The following is a 20,787-nucleotide window of genomic DNA, read 5'->3' as shown; positions in this document are numbered from 1 at the left end:
CTTAATGAATTTTGCTGCCCAGGGTCACCACGCCGTCCGCTTTTTCGCGGCCGAGCCAGCTGGTCCATCCCAGGCGACAGGCGTTCTGCTCACCGATGCGCAGTTCGCGGATTTCTTCCTGTCGCAGGACCAGGCGAATGTCGTAATCGAGCGGGTCACGCAAGGTGAACCGCACCAGCGCGCAGAGCGGCTGGTAGCCGAAACCGATCGGCAGGAATTCGTGGAAGCGTTGCCAGTCGAGTTCACGGATGTGAATGCGGAATTTGCCGCTGCGGTCGCGCACGTGTTCGCCCAGCACCAGGTCTTCGCCGAGCAGGCTGTTGGCGCGACCCAAGCGATTGCGCTGCTCGTCGAGAATTTCGACGCGACGCTCGATGCACTGCTCGATGGTCAGCTCGGCGTGTTTGAAGTAGTAACGCAGCACCGCTTCGATCAGTGCCGCCGAGTGCGCCCGCAAGCTGAGCAAACCGAGGTACGGCAGCAGGCGTTTCCAGTTCAGCTCCTGGGCCTTGCGGATCTCCTCGCCACCGAGGCCGATCAACGCAAACAGTTGCGAAGAAAACGGGTCAAGGGCGCCGCTCTGGAAGCTCGCGCGGTAGCGGTACTTGCGCCAGATCGGCAGCATCAGCCGTTGCAGGCGATGGTGGAACAGGTCGAGAAAGTGGCGGGTCGGGTTGCCGTCTTCGCTATCGCCCAAGGCCTGCTCGCCGTAGAACGCCGGCAACGGCGAACCGGAACCGACCAGGCCGATCAGGTTGAAACGCAAACGCGCACGCATCTGCCCGTGCTCTTCGAAAAACTCCACGCGATCGACATCACTGCCGGGGAAACCCAGGCTCGGATTGGCCTGGAATTCCAGCTGGTCGTACAGATCGTCTTCGCTCAGGTACGGGTGCGCCTCGCGCAGCCGGTCAACCACCAGCAGCACGGCCTGAAACAGCGAGTACTCGCGTATTACCCGGGTCAGCCCGCTTAAAGCAGGGGTTGCAGACCCATACGTGGTGTCCATTGGTACACCTCTCCCTGTGTGCTTTTTACTCGCAGCTCGTGGTACGAATTGAGACTGGCGTAAAGCGCGAAAAACTCGTTAAGAACCGAAGCGAAAACGAACAGGTCGCCCTCTCCGATATACCCTTCCGGGTCGATGGTCAGTTCGGTACGCAAACCGCGTACCGGCAACCCTCGGTGCAATCGGTCGACGTGTTGGTGTTTGATCGACTTGAGCCCGCCCAGCAGGCGTTTACTGACTTTTTCCGCGTGTTGGTCGTAGTAGCGCGGCAGGTCGTAGGTTTCGAGAATCACCTTCAACGCATTGACGTCGGCCAGCGACAGATAGTTGAGCGACATGTTGCTGATCAGCTTCCAGAGGAAGTCACGGTTCAGCGGCGGCGCATAGCTTGGAGTGGCTGGGGTGATGTTGCGGAAACTCAGGAACTCCGGCGTGTCTTCACAGGCCATGCTGATGTCGCCGAGCTTGAGCTTGCGCGGCAGGTTCTGGTTGGTGCACATCAGCTCGATCGACAGGGTTTCGTGGGCTTCGGTGTGGCGAATGCCGAAGCTCAGGTAAGTGTCGAGGCCGTCGTGCAACGAGGACGAACGCTGGCGGATGCTGTAATGCGGACGGCTGTTGGGCACGTCGAAACTCGGGTCGTGCTCGAACGATTCGAACGGCACGTACTCTTGATAACCAAGGCCGCCGGGCTTCCAGCCGGTGACGGTTTCCACGGAAAACACGCCGCAGTTTTCCAGGCCGAATTCGGCCGGCAACAGCAGGTATTCGTCCTGCTTGCCATCGAGGCGGATCGGCAACGCATCGTGCTTGAACAGATTGACGATCGGCGTGCAGTAGAGTTTCACGTTGTCCAGGGTCGGACGCATACGCATGATGCCGCTCTTGCGAATATCGAAGCGCAATTCGAGGCCGCGCACCTGCTTGAGGGTGTCTTCCGGCAGCGCTTTGAGCAGGTCCAGACCGTTAATATCGACGAACAGGAATTTGTCCTGGAAGGCGAAATACTCTTGCAGGTAGCGGTAGCCGCGGAAGGTGTTCAGCGGATACGGGATCAACGCTTCTTCTTCGGCAAAACCCACCGGTTGCACGCGGTCGCCGGGCATCTTGAACGCCATCGGCGTGCCGTTGGCGCCGTTGATGGGTTTGCCGGCGCCGTCCAGCGGGACCAGTTCGATACCTTCCAGGTTGCGCAACAAGCTCAGGTACAGCATCTGGCTGATGTAGCGCTCGCCGGCAAAGTGCAAACGCAGACGGCTCAGCTCCAGTTCGCCAAGGTGACCGTCAGCGCTCATTTCCAGACGCAGACTCAACAGCGAACCGTCGCCTTTCACCGAGTAATTCAGCGCGGCCAGATCCAGCGGCAACACCTCGGTCGGGTAGCAGGTGCGGAAACGGCAACGCACGTCATCGATCGGCACACTCTCGACCGGCGTGTCGCGCTCGACCATCAACGCAGGACCCGAACGCTTCAACGGATCGAACTGCAAAATGCTGAACGCCGGCAGCGGCCGCATGTAGTTGGGCCACAGCAGGTGCATCAGCGAGTGGCTCAGTTCCGGCAACTCGTCGTCGAGCTTCTGGCGCAGGCGGCCAGTCAGAAAGGCAAAGCCCTCCAGCAACCGCTCCACATCCGGATCCCGCCCGGCCTGCCCCAGGAAAGGCGCCAACGCCGGGCTACGCTCGGCGAATCGACGACCTAACTGGCGAAGTGCGGTGAGTTCGCTTTGGTAGTAGTGGTTAAAGGACACGGGTTACCTGCCTGGTAGTGGATCTCATGAAAAAACTGTCCTGTAGAGCGCGACCGTCAGACCGGAAACCACGTAGCCTGCGATGAGCAGGTACGGTAAAAAGGCCAACCAGCCGAACATCATCGGGAACCCGGCAAGGTTCCCCAGTAGTACAAGCGCCAGCCCGCAAATCACCCAAGGGACGGCGTAAAAAGGAATGAACGTCAGCGGCGCGTACCTACTTCCCGCGAATTTGTTCGACACGGAGTAAGGCACGCCAAAACCAGTGGATATTAACCAAACCGAAAACTCGATCACTTCTCACCGCCCGGTTTCGCCGTGCACCATGTTTTGAAGTTCAGCCGATCAAAGCCCTGACAATCATTAGACTTTGAAATAAATATATAAGGTGCCGTCGCCTCATAAGAAAAATAATAATAGTTATCGCGATCCTGACCATAGATCCAATAAGAGGAAGATCCTTGATTTATCTCATACGGCTCGAAAGAGAAAATTGAAGATTCCGCAGGAATGAAATTAACGCGATCCATTGCCAACATCAGCGCATTGGAAAAAAAGTTAGTCCACATGACGCCCCCCAAGACTAAAACACCGGCTGCCAACACGAAAATGGTAGGTCCCGAGATTTTATTTTTCATAGAAATACAACCATGCAGTGCCTGCTTTTGCATTTTCTAACAACCTCATTGCATCGCTTGAATACCTTTCGGCAAGCGGACCTGAACCGTTATAAGACGCAATGACTTTCTTCAGCAGCCCTGGTGTCAGTGACCCGGAATGACAGCGGGCCCCTGTGGCTCGGTCGATGAGTTCACGCAGATGGCCCGCGGCATAATAGAGATCTGCTTTCCAGTCATCACCGGGGATTCGAGTGTCCTGGTTCCAGCCAAAAATCCGGTACTGAACATCTTCGGGTAATGGCTTTTTACAGTAATAATTCTCGGTGTATTTAACGGAGTTCTGCAACGTAGCCCGACTCATATTGGCAAAACCACTGGAACCACCGGCCAACTTATCAGGAACGGCGTCAAAAGCCATATTGTCAACAATGGCCAGCAGAGTCGTTAACGATCGCTCGCCGAATTGCATTGTCTGAAGAAACTTACTGCCTTTAGGTCCATTTTCTTGCTGCAGAATGACCGCCAGCAGAATATGAGGAATGCCATAATATTCGGCTGCCTGCTTTACCCAGACACGTATCTCAGTGTCGGAAAAACTTGCTTTGAGCAGTTCTTTGGTTTTGGGTACATACCACATTATTTGTAGAGGAGAAGGCAGCTCTCCGGAGTAACTCGGAACACTGTCGTACCCGCTTAACGTAGTGACTTCTTTTCCATGACAACGACACACTTTTAACTCGATGGGTGTAACCTCAGAGGTCTTAGTGCTTGGAGCAGCGCCAGCAGGCACATATTCCTGTCCATCTTTATTGATTTTTTCAGGCTCTGCCATGAACGACTACTCCCTTAGCTCTCAATAAAGACTTCGATTTTTTCGGAGCTCTTATGCGCAGCTACCCGATGAGTCAAACCCAACTCATTGGTGATTCCGCTTTCGAGCGAACCATCCTGACGACGGATCAAATATTTGGTATCCGCCAACGGATTGCCCAAACCATTCTTCAGTTGGAGTTGCGCATCGAATCCCGGGATCACCAATGGAATTGGGGGAACAAACGGCACCGGCGAATGCGAATTCCCGATAATCACCGTCCCGGACCCAGCCGTAACCTTGTTGCCATGCGTCCCAACGGAATCAACCGTCGCAGCCGGTTTGCCGTTAATCAAAACCGTCGTCGCCAACCCGCCCGACATCGCACCACCACACGCCGAGGCATCGCCTTGGCGGGCGGCCGCGAGGCCGTCGAAGAAGACGTCGCCGGAACCGGCGGCGATCGGGTTGGTGCCGTGGCCGGGGAGCGGGCAAGCGGTGGGGTCGGTGACGCGCGCTGCGGGTTTGCCGGACATACGAATCTCCTTAGTTGACCTTGACTTGACCGCTGCCATCCAGGCGCGCGGCGAAACTGACCTGACGCTTGAAACCATCAACTTCCAGCAAGCCTTCGATGCTGAAGGACAGGCGAAGCTGATCGTGGTCACGCGGCAGGGAAATGACACGCACATTGCTCAGGCGTGGCTCGTAGGCTTCGATGAAATTTTCGATGGCCAAACGGGCCTGACTCAGGGAGTCGTGCAGGCTCAGACGCATGTCATTGAGATCGGGTAGCCCGTAATCGGACAGCGTTTGCACGCTGCCCGCACGGGTGCTGAGCATCTTGGCCAGATGGGCAGCCACGGACGCCATGGCGGAGACCTCGCGGCTCCAGCCGACGCGTTTGTCCGCGTCGCCACCCAGGCGTTCGAAAAGGCTGCCGTATCCAGTCATGAGTCGCTCCGCTTACTCTTTGTCCAGCTTGCCAACCAGCGACAGGGTGAAATCGGCACCCATGTACTTGAAGTGCGGGCGCACGTTCAGGCTGACGCGGTACCAGCCAGGCTCGCCTTCAACATCGCTGACGATGATCTGGGCAGCGCGCAGTGGACGACGGCCACGCACTTCGGCACTTGGGTTTTCCTGGTCGGCCACGTACTGGCGGATCCACTTGTTGAGTTCCAGCTCGAGGTCGGTACGTTCTTTCCACGAACCGAGTTGCTCGCGCTGCAGCACTTTCAAGTAGTGAGCCAGGCGGTTGACGATCATCATGTACGGCAGTTGGGTGCCGAGCTTGTAGTTCAGCTCTGCAGCCTTGCCTTCAGCGCTGATGCCGAAGAATTTCGGCTTCTGCACCGAGCTGGCGGAGAAGAACGCCGCGTTATCGCTGCCCTTGCGCATGGTCAGGGAGATGAAGCCTTCCTCGGCCAGTTCGTATTCACGACGGTCGCTAACCAGCACCTCGGTCGGAATCTTGGTTTCGATTTCGCCCATGCTTTCGAAGTGGTGCAACGGCAGGTCTTCAACCGCGCCACCGCTCTGCGGGCCGATGATGTTCGGGCACCAGCGGAATTTGGCGAAGCTGTCGGTCAGCTTGGTGCCGAACGCGTAGGCGGTGTTGCCCCACAGGTAATGCTCGTGGCTGTTGGCGACGGTTTCTTTGTACACGAACGATTTGACCGGGTTTTCTTCCGGGTCGTACGGGTTACGCAGCAGGAAACGCGGCACGGTCAGGCCAACGTAACGGGAGTCTTCCGACTGGCGGAAGCTCTGCCATTTGGCGAATTGCGGGCCTTCGAAGTGATCTTTCAGATCCTTCAGGTCCGGCAGACCGGTGAAGCTTTCCAGGCCGAAGAATTTCGGGCCGGCAGCCGCGATGAACGGCGCGTGGGACATGCAGGCAACGCTGGAGACGTACTGCATCAGTTTCACGTCCGGCGAGCTTGGGGACATGAAGTAGTTGGCGATAATTGCGCCAACCGGCTGACCACCGAACTGGCCGTATTCAGCGGTGTAGATGTGCTTGTACAGGCCAGACTGCATCACTTCTGGCGAATCGTCGAAATCGTCCAGCAGGTCTTCTTTGGAGACGTTGAGGATTTCAATCTTGATGTTTTCGCGGAAGTTGGTGCGATCAACCAGCAACTGCAGACCACGCCACGACGATTCCAGGGACTGGAAGGCCGGGTGGTGCAGGATTTCGTCCATCTGGCGGCTGAGCTTGGCATCGATCTCGGCGATCATGCGGTCAACCATAGCTTTCTTGACCGGCTCACCGTTGTTTTGCGGCTTGAGCAGTTCTTCGATGAAGGCCGACACACCACGCTTGGCGATGTCGTAGGCTTCGTCGTCCGGCGTCAGGCGGGTCTCGGCGATGATGCTGTCGAGAATGCTGTATTCGCCGTTCTCTTTGCTCTTTTGCTGTGCTGCGCTAGTGCTCATTGTGTTGGCTTCCTTGGCTGATGGAGACTCAGGCGTCCTGGGCTGCGGCGTTCAGGCCCAGCTCACCCAGTACGCGACCGCGGGATTCGTCGTCGGCGAGAACGCCTTCGATGGCTTTGCGGAACGCAGGCGCGTTACCCAGCGGGCCTTTGAGGGCCACCAGCGCGTCGCGCAGTTCCATCAGTTTTTTCAACTCAGGCACTTGCTCGACCAGGCTGGCCGGGTTGAAGTCCTTCATCGAGTTGACGCGCAGTTGCACGCCCAGCTCTTCAGTACTGCCCTCTTCCTGAAGGCGGTTCGGCACGTTCAACGTCAGGCTCAGCTCTTGCTTGGCCAGCACTTCGTCGAAGGTCATTTTGTCGATGCTGATCGGCTTGCGATCTTCGACTTTGCGTTCGTCCTTGCGGTGGGTGTAGTCACCGATTGCCAGTAGTTTCAACGGCAGTTCAATCTCTTCCTGTGCACCACCGGTGGCAGGTTTGAAAGTGACGTTGATGCGTTCCTTGGGGGCTACCGAGCCTTCTTTGGCCATGGCTTTTCTCCGTGCGGTTGTGGCCCTGGGGCCTATTCGAGTACCACTTCGAGATCGAGGTGGCACAGCCTGCGATAAATCTCTTCCTTGCGTTCACGTACGGCATGGTTCTGCGGCAACAACTCGCAGCAGCTATGCAGTAAATGCAGCACTTCCAGCGCAAGATCGGGCTCCCAGGCGTGCAGGCCTGAGTCCTGTAATGTTTGGTCCAGTGTTTCGAGTTGGGTCTTGGCCAGTTCGTATTTCTTGGCCATGAAGCACAGCCGCGCGAGGGCGAACTGCCAGAAGAATCTGACGCGTCCGCCGTGGGCGCTTTGCAGGCCTTGCTTGAGGATCTGCACGGCGGCCTTGAGGCCGTCCTTGCGCAGGATCGGCAGGACTTCTTCCAGGGCCACTTCCCAGGCCGGCTGGCTGTCAGCGACTTCGACCTTGCGGGGCGAACTGGCGCTTTGCAGGTGCGGCATGACGTGGGCGCTGACCCAGGCGCGGGTGGCGGGATCAGCAAACGGCGCGCCGTCGTGGAAACGCAATTCGATGATGCCGGGCAGGCGCTGAATCAAAAGCGCGAAGTGGATTTCCACTTCGCGCATTGCCATCTCTGCGTTGAGCCCCTGGAGGCATTCCCAGACCATTCGCTGGCCATCGAACCAGAACGGCGCCTTCGCCAGGCTCGCCTCCAGTTCCACCAGCAGGTCAGCGTATTTGGCCTGGTCGTAACGGTCCTGATAGGCCTTGAGCTTGTCGGCTGGCAAGCCGCGCAGAGCGGTGATTTGCTCGGCATTGCGCTCGGGCACCGCGTCGATGGGCAACCACAACAGTGTGCGATTGAGGCGCAAGGCGCGCAGGTCGGTGGCTTTCTGCTTGAGCCACCAGGCACACAGCGGACGGGCGTTTTCTTGCTGGGCGCGCAGGGCCTTGTGGGCTTCTTTCTCGTTGTCGATCGGCGCGCCGGGAGTGAACAGTTGCGTGGCGGCCTGCTTGACTTGGGCCACGGCGGCCCCTACCACACCGGGCTCCGGCTGATTGTCAGCGGCGCGCTGGACCATGTTTTTCAGGCGACGGGAGATCGGCAACAGCAACGGCGCATCGTCGCCCAGGTGTTCGGTGCAGGCAGCATCGAGGCCTTCCAGATGTTCCACCAGACGGCGGAACAGCGGCAACTGCTCTTTGATCGCGATGTTTTCGGTCAGCACCTGCTCAAGACGCGGCACCAGCCAACTGATCGCAGCGGCGCGGGTGCGTGCCTTGCTTGGGTGGACTTCGGCCCAGTGACTTTCACAGAGGTAATGCAACAAACCGAGGCCAGCGAGCAACCCTTGAAAGGATTCGCGCTGGTACAGAGCCCAAGTCAGCCAGGCAGCGACCCGCAAATCCTTGGACTGGGTGCGCAGCAGGTTTTCGCTGTTTTCATGGATTTTGAGCCAGTCGATCTGACCACTTTCGTGCATGGATGAGGCTTTGGCCAGCTCGCTTTCCAATGCCTCATATTCGCTCGAAAAGCGAACATCCTCGCCCGCGAAATTCTCTTTGGAAACAGAGGCTTTTGCGAGTTCAAGGTAATGAGCGGAAAGTTTGCTTGAGTAGGACATCCATGGCCTTTAATTAGGATTACAGTCATACGCCTATTGGAGTTCCAACGACGCGAGACAGAATCAAAGAGCTGCGATGAGTCTCATCCAATTGAGATCGTGCTCTTTCAAGTCGCGCATCGTACTCACGATGATGGCCACTAGCAAGCATCTGATTAAACAATAAGACGAAGCGAGTTTTTATCTCGTAGGAGATGTCCCCATATGTAGCAAGGGAATCCCTGAGATCGGTTTAATATTTAATTTTCTGGCCAGTCGACCTGAAACCATTGAGATAGAGCCATCCTCTTGACCCAGCATAATCACCGCCATATGCATTCCGGTTCACTCCCTGAGGCAGGCGTGAAGCATGCCAAAAATAAAAAATTATGAATGTAGGACCATTCTGAAAGGTTCCGACATCAATGAATAAAACGACGCGCGACAACAGCCAATAAAAAAAGTGCCATCACGATAGTGGCACTTTGCATTAAATCCAAAGTTCCAAAATGGAACTATCGGTATCGCGGAAATTTCATTCCGCACTTCCGGATCCTCCTAGATCAATCCTTTGGATGCCTTGTTAGCGTGCACGGCGATCACCGTGACGACATTGGCGTTGGTCTGGCGCCGGGCGGTATAGCCAAAGTCTGGCTGGGCGGCCCCTGCCTGAGTCGGTCGAGATCGTTCGGGTAGTGGGAACCGTCAATAAACAAGGATCCTCTCAGGGGAAAAATGACGGCCGCTCTGCTTTTGTCGCCGGAGTCCAAAGACTACCTCGACAAGTTCGGCATTCCTTATGGGAGCTGGTAAGGCGTGCCAATATTTCCGCTAATTAAACACCACTCGACAGCACTTGTTTAACCACCCTCAAGGTTACTTCCTGAAAGCTACAACACCTTGTGCCGTTGCCTACAGTTACGCCAGAATCCGCCGGCTTGTGCGCCTTGGGGGCGGTCGGTAACTTGGTTTCTGTCACTGCTCATCAGTGATCGGGTTTAGTCGCCCGGCTAGTCATCTACGGTTGCACAAGTGTCATCCAGTCAGGTGTTCGCCTGCACTTAATGGTGGCTGTGCGCATGGCGCCCTCGGGCGCGCCGGGTTTTGGTGGCTTTACCGGTCGACTAACTTGCGCACAGCCGCCTCCCTTTCGTTTAGTCGCGAGATGGTCACGGCCCTACTATAGGAAAGTTACCATGTTCAAAGTCACACCAAACCCGCCAGACACCGACCCGGTCTCCCCCTACGAAAGCCCCGATTCAAACAAACTCAACGACGCCGCCGAGCGCGCCCTCGACCATCACTTCCCGCCAGCCGAACCGAAGCCGCCGAAACGCAACGGCCAACTCTTCAGCGTCTGCCCCGACATCAACACGGAAACCCTGCTCGCCAACGCCTCGGAAGATCTACTTTCCATCAGCGCCATCGCCGCCAACCTCGCCGACGGTGTGGACGGTTCACGCCGCTCCGTAGCCTTGGCGCTCAGCCGCATGGCCGACGGGGTTCATTTGTTGGTGGAGCGCGCGCTGGATCATCTGGATGAACCGGAAATGGCGGCGATTTTCGCCAAGCAACAAAGCCGAGTCAGCTGATCCGCCAAGCAGAAACAAATTCGATTGGCGTTAATGCCGGTCAGTTGAGCCATGACGCGGTCGGTAATTGGATGGACTCGCCCAAGCCGAGGCGTCAATGCGCCACGATGGCAGTCTAAACAGCCAACGACAGCGAGGGCGAGTCCATGAAAAAGCATACTTCGATTGATCAATCCCTGTCTTCTTCCGATTTGTCGGCCTGCACAACCGTGGCGGTCGATCTGGCCAAGCAGGTCTTTCAGGTCGCCGGTGAAGACGTCCTCGGCCAGGTGCACTACGAGCAACGGATCAAGTCGCGCGAGGCGTTTTATGAGTTTCTACGCCAGTTGCCGCCTCATGTCGTGGTTCTGATGGAGACCGGTCCGGGTGCTCAAGCCTGGGCCCGGCAGCTGCAAGACCAAGGCAATCTGGCGCGGATTCTTCCAGCCGGTTTGGTGGCCACACATCGCAGCGGGCCTAAAAATGATCGCAACGATGCGCTGGCGATTCTGCGGGCTGGTCGCGATGAAAAGATCTACGCAGTGCCGGTCAAAAGCGTTGCGGCGCTGGCAATGCAGGCGTTGCATCGCGCCCGCCAAGGCTATGTGCGTCGACGCACGGCGGTGAGTAATCAGATGCGCGGCCTGCTGCTCGAGCATGGCGTGGCCTTGGCGCAGGGCGATGTTGCGATCAGCCAGAAAATTCCGCGGGTACTGGAAGATGCCACCCAGCCGGTGCCGGGCCTGCTGCGTGAACTGATCGACGAACTGTTGGCCGAGTGGCGCCATTTGGGCGAACGCATCAGCGTGCTGACGGGGCGCCTGGAAGTGGCCGCCAACGCCGACATGACGGCGAAGCGACTGATGACTGTGCGCGGCATCGGCCCAGTCACTGCCACGGCACTGGTGGCCAAGGAAACCAAGCCTGAGCGATTTCCCAATGCCCGCAAGTTTGCCGCGTACTTTGGCATGGTGCCTGACCAGCACAGCAGCGGGCAGACGGTCGGCTGGGGGACATGACCAAGCGCGGCGATGTTTATTTACGCAGCCTGATGATCCAGGGAGCCCATGCGGTACTGCAACAACTACGACCTGATTCCCAGCAACCCGATGACCGCCGCTTGTTGCGCTGGATGAGCCGACTGGGCCGTAAGGAGGCTGCGGTCAGGTTAGCCAACCGCAACCTGCGAATCGTCTGGGTGCTTCTACAGAATGACCAGACTTATCGTCGCCAGGCTGGTGATGGCCAGCAAGCGACGATGAGCCACTGAGCGACAGAGTTCTGCCACCGAGGTACTAACTGTCCGGCCCTTTGCTGAAAAAAAATTGACCCCAGGTAAGACCGGCGTGGATTGATGCCTTAGCTGCTACTGGCCTTCGAGGCCTGACTGTAATCGGCAAACCACGAGCTCTTCCAATTTTGGCCAGAAGCCGAAGACGGCTTCCTCGAATAGGCCTAATACATAGATGCAACGGGGCGGCGGTTTTTCAAAAGCGGGTAGACAGTGAGGGCGAGTCCATACATAGCAGCTGGCGAAGCCTGCGTTCGGCTGCGCAGCAGTCGTAAACCCGGAGTGCACGGTGAGCCTGACGCACCGCATTTTCTGATTTTACGACTGCTGTGCAGCCGAACGCAGGCTTCGCCAACTGCTACACGGATCGCGTTTTGGCTTAACTGATGGGCATTACCCTCGCCACCATAAAAAAATGGGCACCCAACCAAGTTGGCGTGCCCATTCTTTATTCCGCTCCCCCGCTATGCGGGATATGGACGCGGATTACGGATTAACGCTGTCTTTCAACGACTTGCCCGGCTTGAACGCAACGGTGTTGCTGGCCTTGATCTTAACTGGCTCACCGGTTTGCGGGTTTTTGCCGGTGCGGGCACCGCGGTGGCGTTGCAGGAAGGTACCGAAGCCCACCAGCGTAACGCTGTCCTTGCGGTGCAGAGCGCCGGTGATTTCTTCGAGAACAGCGTTGAGAACGCGGTTGGCCTGCTCTTTGGTGAGGTCTGCTTTTTCAGCAATTGCAGCGGCGAGTTCTGGTTTACGCATTAGTGAAGCCCCTTTGAAGGTTTTTTGTTGTTATGTCCGTGCTGTTCTCGTTGGAACAGCGCCCAAAGCGCCGCAGATGCTCTACTCTGCGGCAGACGGGAGTGAGGATGGCACGCACCGAAGAGCCGCGCCAGTCTCGGCGCGACCTTTGTAGCGGCAAAAGGGGGGTGATTCCGACAGAACGACCGGTATTTACGCCAGCAGCGGCGGAAGCTCTTTGTTCAGGGCCAGTTTTTCCATCACCGCCGCGCCTGTCAGGGCATAACCGAGCAGTTTTCCGGCCGCATCGCGGCATAAAACCTTGATGTCCGCACCCTGCCCTTCGACCGTCCAGACGCCCTCCGAACCCCGTGGCGGCGGTGAAACCACCAATGGGCAAACCGGGGTTTTCACGGTGATGGGCATCGGGCCATAACTCACCGCCGTAGGGTTTCCGGCGAGGGTCTGAGCCAGCGCTCTCGCACAGCTCATGAGGGGCATCACGTACAACAGATTCAGCCCGTCGACTTCGGCACAGTCGCCCAAGGCATAGATATTGGCGTGGGAGGTTTTCAGGTGTCGATCGACCACCACCCCGCGATTGACCTGCACACCAGCGGCAGCCGCCAGGTCGATGCGCGGACGCAGACCAATGGCCGAAACAACCACGTCGCAAGGAATCACCTGACCGTCAGAGAGATGCGCTTCGAGGCCGTCGGCCACGCGCTGCAAGCGGTTGAGCACCGGCCCGAGGTGGAAGCGTGCGCCGAGGCTTTCCAGCCCGGCCTGAACCGCAGCGGCCGCCGCCGGGTGCAGCAGGGTCGGCATGACCTGCTCGCACGGTGCAACCAGTTGCACCTCGTAGCCGCCGAGGATCAGATCGTTGGCGAACTCGCAGCCGATCAGACCGGCGCCGAGCAACAACACCCGACGTTTGCCGGCCGCCGCTGCGCGAAAGCGTGCGTAATCTTCCAGGTCGTTGATCGGGAAAACGGCGTCAGCCGTATCGCCTTCGATCGGCACCCGCACGGTTTCCGCGCCCCAGGCGAGGATCAGGTCACGGTAAATCACCGATTCCTCACCGATCCACAAGCGTTTGTGGCCCGGATCAATACCGCTGATGCGCGTGTGCGTGCGCACTTCGGCCTTCAATTGCTCGGCCATGGCGCCCGGTTCGGCCATGCTCAGGCCATCGGCGTCTTTGTTTTTGCCAAAGCCAGTGGAAAGCATCGGCTTGGAGTAGGAGCGTCCGTCATCTGCAGTAATCAGTAGCAGCGGGGTTTCGCCATCAAGTTTGCGAAACTCTCGGGCCAGGTTGTAGCCAGCCAGCCCGGTGCCGACGATCACGACAGGTGCGTTCATTCCTTACTCCTCAGTTTTTAAGCGGCGATTTCGATCATTTCAAAATCCAACTTGCCCACACCGCAGTCCGGGCACAGCCAGTCTGCCGGTACGTCTTCCCAGCGGGTGCCCGGCGCAATGCCGTCATCCGGCCAGCCGTCGGCTTCGTTGTAGATCAGGCCGCAGACCACACATTGCCACTTTTTCATTCAGGTACTTCCTCAGGGTTCAGGCTTTTGCCGGCGCGAACGGTCGATGGTTGCAGCGCTGCCATCCGGCTCAGTGCGTTTTGTACTGATGGGGCCGGGCAGTTGCAAGCCTGTTCGGCGCAACGGGCAGCCAGATCACTCAAATTTATTAGCTGACATGGTAAGCTCGCCGCCTCATTTGCTGCCAATAATGACTCACTGTGCCGCACTCAAAATCCCCCACCGCGACCCCGCTCTGGCTCCCTGAAAGCCAACTGACGCCCCTCCCCGACACGTCTACCCTCGACTGGCTGTTCGACGAAGGCTCTCTGACCCGACGGCTGATCCGTTTGTCGAATGACGGCTTCAGTGTCACGCCCCTCTTCGAAGGCTGGCAGCCACTGCGCGCCGACGAATGTGCCGCACTGGATATGGCCGAAGGGAGCGAGGGCTGGGTTCGCGAGGTGTATCTGCGCGGCCACGGCGAGGCCTGGGTGTTTGCACGCAGCGTGGCGGCGCGCAGCGCGTTGCAGGGCGACGGTTTGCACATGGACGAATTGGGCAGCCGCTCCCTGGGCGAATTGCTATTTTGCGATCAAGCGTTCCAACGCCGTGCTATCGAGGTTTGTCACTATCCTCAACAGTGGCTGCCGATGGAGTCCCGGGCACCTGAACTCTGGGGCCGGCGCTCGCGTTTCGACCGCGGCGCCTTGAGCGTGCTGGTGGCCGAAATTTTCTTGCCGACCCTGTGGAACGCCACCCGCGCCCATCCGGAGAATTGCTGATGTACCAGAGCCTGCTCAAGTCCATGAATCGCTTGAACCCTCGGGCCTGGGATTTCATTCAGCTGACGCGCATGGACAAGCCGATCGGCATTTATCTGCTGCTGTGGCCGACGCTGTGGGCATTGTGGATTGCCGGTAAAGGCTCGCCATCATTGGCCAACATCGTGATTTTCGTCCTTGGCGTGGTGCTGACCCGCGCCGGCGGCTGCGTGATCAATGACTGGGCGGACCGCAAGGTCGACGGCCACGTGAAGCGCACCGAACAGCGGCCAATGGCAAGTGGCAAGATCAGTTCCAAAGAAGCCCTGGTGTTCTTCGCGCTGCTGATGGGCGTGAGCTTTTTGCTGGTGCTGTGCACCAATGCCACGACGGTCTGGCTGTCGTTCGGTGGTTTGGCGCTGGCCTTCAGTTACCCGTTCATGAAGCGCTACACCTATTACCCGCAAGTGGTGCTGGGCGCGGCGTTCTCTTGGGGCATGCCAATGGCGTTCACCGCCGAGACCGGGGAACTGCCGGCGGCGGCGTGGCTGCTGTGGATCGCCAACCTGCTGTGGACGGTGGGCTACGACACCTATTACGCCATGACCGACCGCGATGACGATCTGAAGATCGGCGTGAAATCCACGGCGATTCTGTTTGGCGAGGCGGACCGGGTGATCATCCTGACCCTGCAAGGGCTGGCGTTGGGTTGCCTGCTGCTGGCCGGGTCAAAATTCGAGCTCAGTGGCTGGTTCCACTTGGGATTGCTGGCGGCTGCGGGCTGTTTTGCGTGGGAGTTCTGGTACACCCGTGGCAAGGACCGGATGCGCTGCTTCAAGGCGTTTTTGCACAACCATTGGGCCGGGTTGGCGATTTTTGTCGGGATTGTGTTGGACTATGGGTTGCGTTGACATAGCGAAAAGATCGCAGCCTGCGGCAGCTCCTACATGGAACGGTATTCCAACGTAGGAGCTGCCGCAGGCTGCGATCTTTTTACGGCTTCAGCGAATCACTTACTTATGCTCGCGCATGACGTGCCAGACGTCCTTCATATTGTCGCCTACCATGTCACCGGGTTTTTTGTCTTTCTGGAAGGTGTAAAGCGGCTTGCCGTCATAGGCCCACTGCATCTTACCGTCGTCACGCTTGATCGTGCTCCACTTGCCATCGGCCTTGGCGCCCGCCGGCGCCATCATTGGCGGCCAGTATTCAGCGCACTCGCCGTTGCACATCGACTTGCCGCCCGCGTCCTTGTCGTACGTGTACACCGTCATGCCCTTGTGATCGACCATCATCCCGTCTTTCATCATCGCCGGCTCGGCGGCGAAGGCCAGTGTCGGCAGCGTTAGCGCAGCCGTGACCAGCAGAGCCTTCCAGGATTGAGCAATGTTCTTCATGGAAACCTTCCTTTTGTGGTTGTCAGGATTCGGAATTAGAGCTTAGTTCAGGATCACGACAATCGCAGGGCGACTAAAATACTGTCACACGACTGCAATAATTCCGTTATCTAATGCGGCGCAAGACAGTTAAATGACAAGAGGATTAAAGGCATGGTTGGCAGGAGCATTCTGATCGTCGACGACGAAGCGCCCATTCGCGAAATGATCGCCGTTGCGTTGGAAATGGCCGGCTATGACTGCCTGGAGGCTGAGAACTCGCAGCAGGCCCACGCCATCATCGTTGACCGTAAACCGGACCTGATCCTGCTCGACTGGATGCTGCCCGGCACTTCCGGCATCGAGCTGGCCCGGCGCCTCAAGCGCGATGAGCTGACCGGGGACATCCCGATCATCATGCTCACCGCCAAGGGCGAAGAGGACAACAAGATCCAGGGTCTGGAAGTCGGCGCCGATGACTACATCACCAAGCCTTTTTCCCCACGTGAGCTGGTGGCGCGCCTGAAGGCTGTGCTGCGCCGTGCCGGTCCTACCGATGGCGAGACGCCGATCGAAGTCGGCGGCTTGCTGCTGGACCCGATCAGCCACCGCGTGACCATCGACGGCAAACCCGCCGAGATGGGCCCGACCGAATACCGTCTGCTGCAATTTTTCATGACCCACCAGGAGCGTGCCTATACCCGTGGCCAGTTGCTGGATCAGGTCTGGGGCGGCAACGTTTATGTCGAAGAGCGCACTGTCGACGTGCACATCCGTCGCCTGCGCAAAGCCCTCGGCGACGCCTACGAAAACCTGGTACAAACCGTGCGCGGCACCGGCTACCGGTTTTCCACCAAAGCCTGAGCTGACCGCCAGACTCGCTGACAAGGACGCATATTTTCCGTGAACCAAAACTGGCATGGCATCCTGATTCGCCACATGCTGTTGCTGGTCACCGCCTGCCTGGTGATCGGCCTGATTTCCGGCTACTACGGCTGGAGCCTTGCCGCGGGCCTGGGCCTTTACCTGGCCTGGACGCTCAAGCAACTGCTGCGTCTGCACGAGTGGCTGCGCCTGCACAAATCCGATGAAGCACCGCCCGATGGCTATGGCCTGTGGGGTGAAGTGTTCGACAGCATCTACCACCTGCAACGCCGCGACCAACGGGTGCGCGGGCGTCTGCAAGCGGTGATCGACCGGGTCCAGGAATCCACCGCCGCGCTGAAAGACGCGGTGATCATGCTCGACAGCGACGGCAACCTCGAATGGTGGAACCGCGCCGCCGAAACCCTGCTCGGCCTCAAGACGCCGCAAGACAGCGGTCAGCCGGTGACCAACCTCGTACGCCATCCGAGCTTCAAAGAATACTTCGAGCAGAACAGCTACGCCGAGCCGCTGGAAATCCCTTCACCGACCAATGATCGCTTGCGCATTCAGCTGTACATCACCCGCTACGGCAACAACGAACACTTGATGCTGGTGCGCGACGTGACACGTATCCATCAGCTGGAGCAAATGCGCAAAGACTTCATCGCCAACGTCTCCCATGAACTGCGCACGCCGTTGACGGTGATCTGCGGTTATCTGGAAACCCTGCTCGACAACGTCGAAGAGGTGAACCCGCGCTGGACCCGTGCCTTGCAGCAGATGCAGCAGCAAGGCGGACGCATGCAAACCTTGCTCAACGATTTACTGCTGTTGGCCAAACTGGAAGCCACCGATTACCCGTCGGACAACCAGCCGGTGGCCATCGACGGCTTGCTGCAATCAATCAAGAGTGACGCTCAGCAGTTGTCTGCTCAGCGCAATCAGAAGATCACGCTGGAAGCCGATCCGACGATTCTGCTCAAGGGCAGCGAAGCCGAATTGCGCAGCGCGTTTTCCAATCTGGTGTTCAACGCGGTGAAATACACACCGGCCGAAGGCAATATCCGCATTCGCTGGTGGGGTGATGAGCAAGGCGCACACCTGAGCGTGCAGGACTCCGGCATCGGCATCGACAGCAAACACCTGCCCCGCCTGACCGAACGCTTCTACCGTGTCGATTCCAGTCGCAACTCCAACACCGGTGGCACGGGGCTCGGGCTGGCGATCGTCAAACACGTGCTGCTGCGCCACCGCGCGCGGATGGAAATCAGCAGTGTGCCGGGCCACGGCAGCACCTTTACCTGCCACTTTTCGCCAGCCCAAGTCACAAAATCCCGGGTCATCAGCGCCGCCGACTGATACCGGCCAGCACTAGCCACTAGGCAATCGCCCGGTCAGCCGCTACATTGGCTGACTTGCGCCTGCCCTTCAGGCGCACTTTTTTCTTTCCTTTCGAATACACGGAACCCGCAAAACTCCATCATGGACCCTTCCCCTGGCTTGACCCTCGCGACACTCTTCGCCGATTTCGGCATGATTCTTTTTGCTCTGATCCTGGTATTGCTCAACGGCTTTTTCGTTGCGGCAGAATTTGCCATGGTCAAATTGCGCTCGACCCGGGTCGAAGCCATCGCTGATAAAAACGGCTGGCGCGGACACATCTTGCGCACCGTTCACAGTCAGCTCGATGCTTACCTGTCGGCCTGCCAATTGGGTATCACCCTCGCCTCCCTGGGCCTTGGCTGGGTCGGTGAACCGGCGTTCGCGCACATCCTCGAACCGCTGCTTGAAGCCGTCGGCGTGCAGTCGGCCGAAGTGGTCAAAGGCGTGTCGTTCTTCGCCGCGTTTTTTGTCATCTCGTACCTGCACATCGTGGTCGGCGAGTTGGCCCCGAAATCCTGGGCCATCCGCAAACCCGAACTGCTGTCGCTCTGGACCGCCGTGCCGCTGTACCTGTTCTACTGGGCGATGTACCCGGCCATTTACCTGCTCAATGCCAGTGCCAACACGATTCTGCGGATCGCCGGCCAAGGTGAACCCGGCCCTCATCACGAGCACCATTACAGCCGTGAAGAACTGAAACTGATCCTGCACTCCAGCCGTGGCCAGGACCCGAGCGACCAAGGCATGCGCGTATTGGCCTCGGCGGTGGAAATGGGCGAGCTGGAAGTGGTCGACTGGGCCAACTCCCGGGAAGACCTGGTGACGTTGGAGTTCAACGCGCCGCTGAAGGAAATCCTGGCGATGTTCCGTCGCCATAAGTTCAGCCGTTATCCGGTGTACGACAGCGATCGTCAGGAGTTCGTCGGCCTGCTGCACATCAAGGATCTGCTGCTGGAACTGGCGGCCCTGGACCACATTCCCGAGTCGTTCAACCTCGCCGAACTGACCCGTCCGCTGGAGCGCGTCTCTCGTCACATGCCGCTGTCGCAGCTGCTGGAACAGTTTCGCAAGGGCGGCTCGCACTTCGCCGTGGTTGAGGAAGCTGATGGCAACATCATCGGCTACCTGACCATGGAAGACGTGCTGGAAGTGCTGGTCGGCGATATTCAGGACGAACACCGCAAAGCTGAGCGCGGGATCCTCGCGTACCAGCCGGGCAAGCTGCTCGTGCGTGGTGATACGCCGCTGTTCAAGGTCGAACGCCTGCTGGGCATCGACCTGGACCACATCGAAGCCGAAACCCTCGCCGGGCTGGTCTACGAAACCCTGAAACGGGTGCCGGAAGAGGAAGAAGTGCTGGAAGTCGAAGGCTTGCGGATCATCATCAAGAAGATGAAAGGGCCAAAGATTATTCTGGCCAAGGTGTTGATGCTCGATTGAGCATCAACCTTTGACTCACTGCTTGCCCAACGCAAAGTTGGGCAACGCGCCTACCGGTTGATTGAACTGGTACGGAATCGACACCAGCCCCAACCCGGTATTGCGCTGCACCACGAAATGCAGGTGCGGCCCGCTGCTGTTGCCGGTATTGCCCGACAACGCCAACGCACTGCCCACCGACACCCGTTGTCCCTCGCGAACACTCACCGAACCTTGCTTGAGGTGCAGGTACACGCCCATGGTTCCGTCATCGTGCAGCACCCGCACGAAATTGCCCGACGGATCGGTGCCGCGCCCGGTCTGGCCATTCTCGGTTTTCACCACCACCCCGCCTCGCGCCGCGATGATCGGCGTGCCCTCGGGCATGGCGATGTCCATGGCGTAGCGATTTTTTGGACCGAAGTGGCTGTATTGACCGTTGGCGCCCTGACTCAGCCGAAACGGTCCGCCGCGCCAGGGCAGCGGGTATCGATAGGCCATGGCGGCGCCTGAGGGATCGCCCAGGGAGTATTCAAATTTTGGGGTATACGCGAGCGCCCTTTCGGGTTGCGTGGCCGTGAGCAGCGCCAGACGAATGCTGCTGCGTGCCGGCATGACCCGGCGAATCGGTCGGCTCGGCGCACCGCTGACGTTCTTCAGCCCGCCGAAGCTCAATTCGATCTCTACCGGCGCATACAGGTCATTGCGCACGTAAACGCTGTCCACGCCCTTCTTCTTCGTGATGACGAGGTACACCTGACGCTCAAGATTCTCAACCATGCGATCACGAAAAACGAACACCTTGGAGCCCGTCGTGGGGTGGTCGCTGTAGGAGACCACGCCATTGGCGTCAGTGGACTTGTAGATCGTCATGGCCACCGCCGAGGTGCAGGCCATGAAAAGACCACAGAAAAACAGCAGGCGCGCGAGCATGGGCAAGATTCTGTCGAGTAAGGTCTGGGTAGGAGACTAGCAGCTGCAATGGACCCGGGTAGTCGGCAGATGTTTCAAAATGGGCAGCTCAGCGGATGTGTGGTGGATCTGATGGCCCCTTCGCGGGCAAGCCACGCTCCCACAGGATTTCGGTTGTTGTCGATGACATGAACGACACAA

The 20,787-nt window shown here is 58.4% G+C and carries 21 protein-coding genes and 2 pseudogenes; 8 read left to right on the top strand and 15 right to left on the bottom strand.

Features of this window, described 5'->3' with window-relative positions:
• Position 1: 1 nt before the first annotated feature.
• Genes tssG through tssA form a run of 10 tightly spaced genes read right to left on the bottom strand, consistent with a single transcriptional unit; the run spans position 2 to position 8,754 of the window.
• Entirely contained in the window at positions 2–1,009 is a 1,008-nt protein-coding gene (tssG, locus tag ACYZT5_RS25105; RefSeq protein ID WP_462032585.1) for a type VI secretion system baseplate subunit TssG, read from the bottom strand.
• Positions 973–2,760, bottom strand: a complete 1,788-nt coding sequence (gene tssF, locus ACYZT5_RS25100) for a type VI secretion system baseplate subunit TssF (protein ID WP_462047863.1) — start codon at positions 2,758–2,760, stop codon at positions 973–975. Before tssF ends, tssG begins: the two co-directional genes overlap by 37 nt.
• A gap of 24 nt (positions 2,761–2,784) precedes the next feature.
• The gene (locus ACYZT5_RS25095) at positions 2,785–3,057 is read right to left on the bottom strand and encodes a hypothetical protein (protein ID WP_462047862.1); all 273 of its coding nucleotides are present in this window, start codon (positions 3,055–3,057) and stop codon (positions 2,785–2,787) included.
• Positions 3,054–3,398, bottom strand: coding sequence for a hypothetical protein (locus tag ACYZT5_RS25090; protein ID WP_462047861.1), 345 nt, complete (start codon positions 3,396–3,398; stop codon positions 3,054–3,056). Before ACYZT5_RS25090 ends, ACYZT5_RS25095 begins: the two co-directional genes overlap by 4 nt.
• On the bottom strand, positions 3,388–4,212 hold the full coding sequence (locus ACYZT5_RS25085) for a hypothetical protein (protein ID WP_462047860.1): 825 nt from the start codon (positions 4,210–4,212) through the stop codon (positions 3,388–3,390). Before ACYZT5_RS25085 ends, ACYZT5_RS25090 begins: the two co-directional genes overlap by 11 nt.
• Before the next feature lie 14 nt (positions 4,213–4,226).
• Positions 4,227–4,727 carry a PAAR domain-containing protein gene (locus ACYZT5_RS25080; RefSeq protein ID WP_462047859.1) on the bottom strand — a complete coding sequence of 167 codons (501 nt, stop codon included), beginning with the start codon at positions 4,725–4,727 and terminating at the stop codon, positions 4,227–4,229.
• Positions 4,728–4,737: 10 nt separating this feature from the next.
• Positions 4,738–5,145: a type VI secretion system baseplate subunit TssE gene (gene tssE / locus ACYZT5_RS25075; RefSeq protein WP_008150080.1), complete on the bottom strand. Its 408-nt coding sequence runs from the start codon at positions 5,143–5,145 to the stop codon at positions 4,738–4,740.
• Positions 5,146–5,157: 12 nt separating this feature from the next.
• Positions 5,158–6,633, bottom strand: a complete 1,476-nt coding sequence (gene tssC, locus ACYZT5_RS25070; RefSeq protein ID WP_094469955.1) for a type VI secretion system contractile sheath large subunit — start codon at positions 6,631–6,633, stop codon at positions 5,158–5,160.
• 28 nt (positions 6,634–6,661) lie between these two features.
• Positions 6,662–7,165 (bottom strand): type VI secretion system contractile sheath small subunit, encoded by a 504-nt coding sequence (gene tssB, locus ACYZT5_RS25065; protein WP_282376254.1) that lies wholly within the window; start codon positions 7,163–7,165, stop codon positions 6,662–6,664.
• Positions 7,166–7,197: 32 nt separating this feature from the next.
• Positions 7,198–8,754, bottom strand: coding sequence for a type VI secretion system protein TssA (gene tssA, locus ACYZT5_RS25060; RefSeq protein WP_462047858.1), 1,557 nt, complete (start codon positions 8,752–8,754; stop codon positions 7,198–7,200).
• 576 nt (positions 8,755–9,330) lie between these two features.
• Between tssA and ACYZT5_RS25055 the strand changes: the two are divergent.
• The 3 genes and pseudogenes from ACYZT5_RS25055 to ACYZT5_RS25045 form a co-directional block, all read left to right on the top strand.
• A pseudogene (locus ACYZT5_RS25055) lies at positions 9,331–9,546 on the top strand (DUF2931 family protein); the annotation flags it as partial.
• 383 nt (positions 9,547–9,929) lie between these two features.
• The gene (locus tag ACYZT5_RS25050) at positions 9,930–10,325 is read left to right on the top strand and encodes a DUF6124 family protein (protein ID WP_462047857.1); all 396 of its coding nucleotides are present in this window, start codon (positions 9,930–9,932) and stop codon (positions 10,323–10,325) included.
• Positions 10,326–10,516: 191 nt separating this feature from the next.
• A pseudogene (locus tag ACYZT5_RS25045) lies at positions 10,517–11,574 on the top strand (IS110 family RNA-guided transposase).
• 507 nt (positions 11,575–12,081) lie between these two features.
• On the opposite strand, the gene ACYZT5_RS25040 reads toward ACYZT5_RS25045, so the two are convergent.
• The 3 genes from ACYZT5_RS25040 to ACYZT5_RS25030 form a co-directional block, all read right to left on the bottom strand.
• Entirely contained in the window at positions 12,082–12,357 is a 276-nt protein-coding gene (locus ACYZT5_RS25040; RefSeq protein ID WP_003213368.1) for an HU family DNA-binding protein, read from the bottom strand.
• Between the two features lie 192 nt (positions 12,358–12,549).
• Positions 12,550–13,698, bottom strand: coding sequence for an NAD(P)/FAD-dependent oxidoreductase (locus ACYZT5_RS25035; protein WP_462047856.1), 1,149 nt, complete (start codon positions 13,696–13,698; stop codon positions 12,550–12,552).
• Positions 13,699–13,715: 17 nt separating this feature from the next.
• Entirely contained in the window at positions 13,716–13,886 is a 171-nt protein-coding gene (locus ACYZT5_RS25030; RefSeq protein ID WP_033059298.1) for a rubredoxin, read from the bottom strand.
• Between the two features lie 200 nt (positions 13,887–14,086).
• Between ACYZT5_RS25030 and ACYZT5_RS25025 the strand changes: the two genes are divergently transcribed.
• Both ACYZT5_RS25025 and ubiA read left to right on the top strand, forming a co-directional pair.
• Entirely contained in the window at positions 14,087–14,650 is a 564-nt protein-coding gene (locus ACYZT5_RS25025; protein ID WP_462047855.1) for a chorismate--pyruvate lyase family protein, read from the top strand.
• A complete protein-coding gene (gene ubiA, locus ACYZT5_RS25020) occupies positions 14,650–15,540 on the top strand; it encodes a 4-hydroxybenzoate octaprenyltransferase (protein ID WP_462047854.1) in 891 nt (296 codons plus the stop codon). The genes ACYZT5_RS25025 and ubiA overlap by 1 nt, the downstream gene beginning before the upstream one ends.
• Positions 15,541–15,642: 102 nt before the next feature.
• Here ubiA and ACYZT5_RS25015 read toward each other — a convergent pair whose 3' ends face one another.
• On the bottom strand, positions 15,643–16,026 hold the full coding sequence (locus ACYZT5_RS25015) for a COG4315 family predicted lipoprotein (RefSeq protein WP_462047853.1): 384 nt from the start codon (positions 16,024–16,026) through the stop codon (positions 15,643–15,645).
• A 153-nt stretch (positions 16,027–16,179) separates the two neighbouring features.
• Between ACYZT5_RS25015 and phoB the strand changes: the two genes are divergently transcribed.
• The 3 genes from phoB (at position 16,180) to ACYZT5_RS25000 (ending at position 19,695) form a co-directional block, all read left to right on the top strand.
• On the top strand, positions 16,180–16,869 hold the full coding sequence (gene phoB, locus ACYZT5_RS25010; RefSeq protein ID WP_008150066.1) for a phosphate regulon transcriptional regulator PhoB: 690 nt from the start codon (positions 16,180–16,182) through the stop codon (positions 16,867–16,869).
• Between the two features lie 75 nt (positions 16,870–16,944).
• Complete coding sequence (gene phoR / locus ACYZT5_RS25005) at positions 16,945–18,231, top strand: phosphate regulon sensor histidine kinase PhoR (protein WP_462052305.1); 1,287 nt, start codon at positions 16,945–16,947, stop codon at positions 18,229–18,231.
• A 123-nt stretch (positions 18,232–18,354) separates the two neighbouring features.
• On the top strand, positions 18,355–19,695 hold the full coding sequence (locus ACYZT5_RS25000; protein WP_462047852.1) for a hemolysin family protein: 1,341 nt from the start codon (positions 18,355–18,357) through the stop codon (positions 19,693–19,695).
• A 15-nt stretch (positions 19,696–19,710) separates the two neighbouring features.
• On the opposite strand, the gene ACYZT5_RS24995 is transcribed toward ACYZT5_RS25000, so the two are convergent.
• Positions 19,711–20,607: a peptidoglycan DD-metalloendopeptidase family protein gene (locus ACYZT5_RS24995; protein ID WP_462047851.1), complete on the bottom strand. Its 897-nt coding sequence runs from the start codon at positions 20,605–20,607 to the stop codon at positions 19,711–19,713.
• Positions 20,608–20,787 lie beyond the last annotated feature (180 nt).

The sequence above is a fragment of the Pseudomonas sp. LB3P14 genome, from assembly GCF_054898045.1.
The sequence above is the reverse complement of the archived record's forward strand: the minus strand, read 5'-3'. Positions and strand labels throughout refer to the sequence as shown.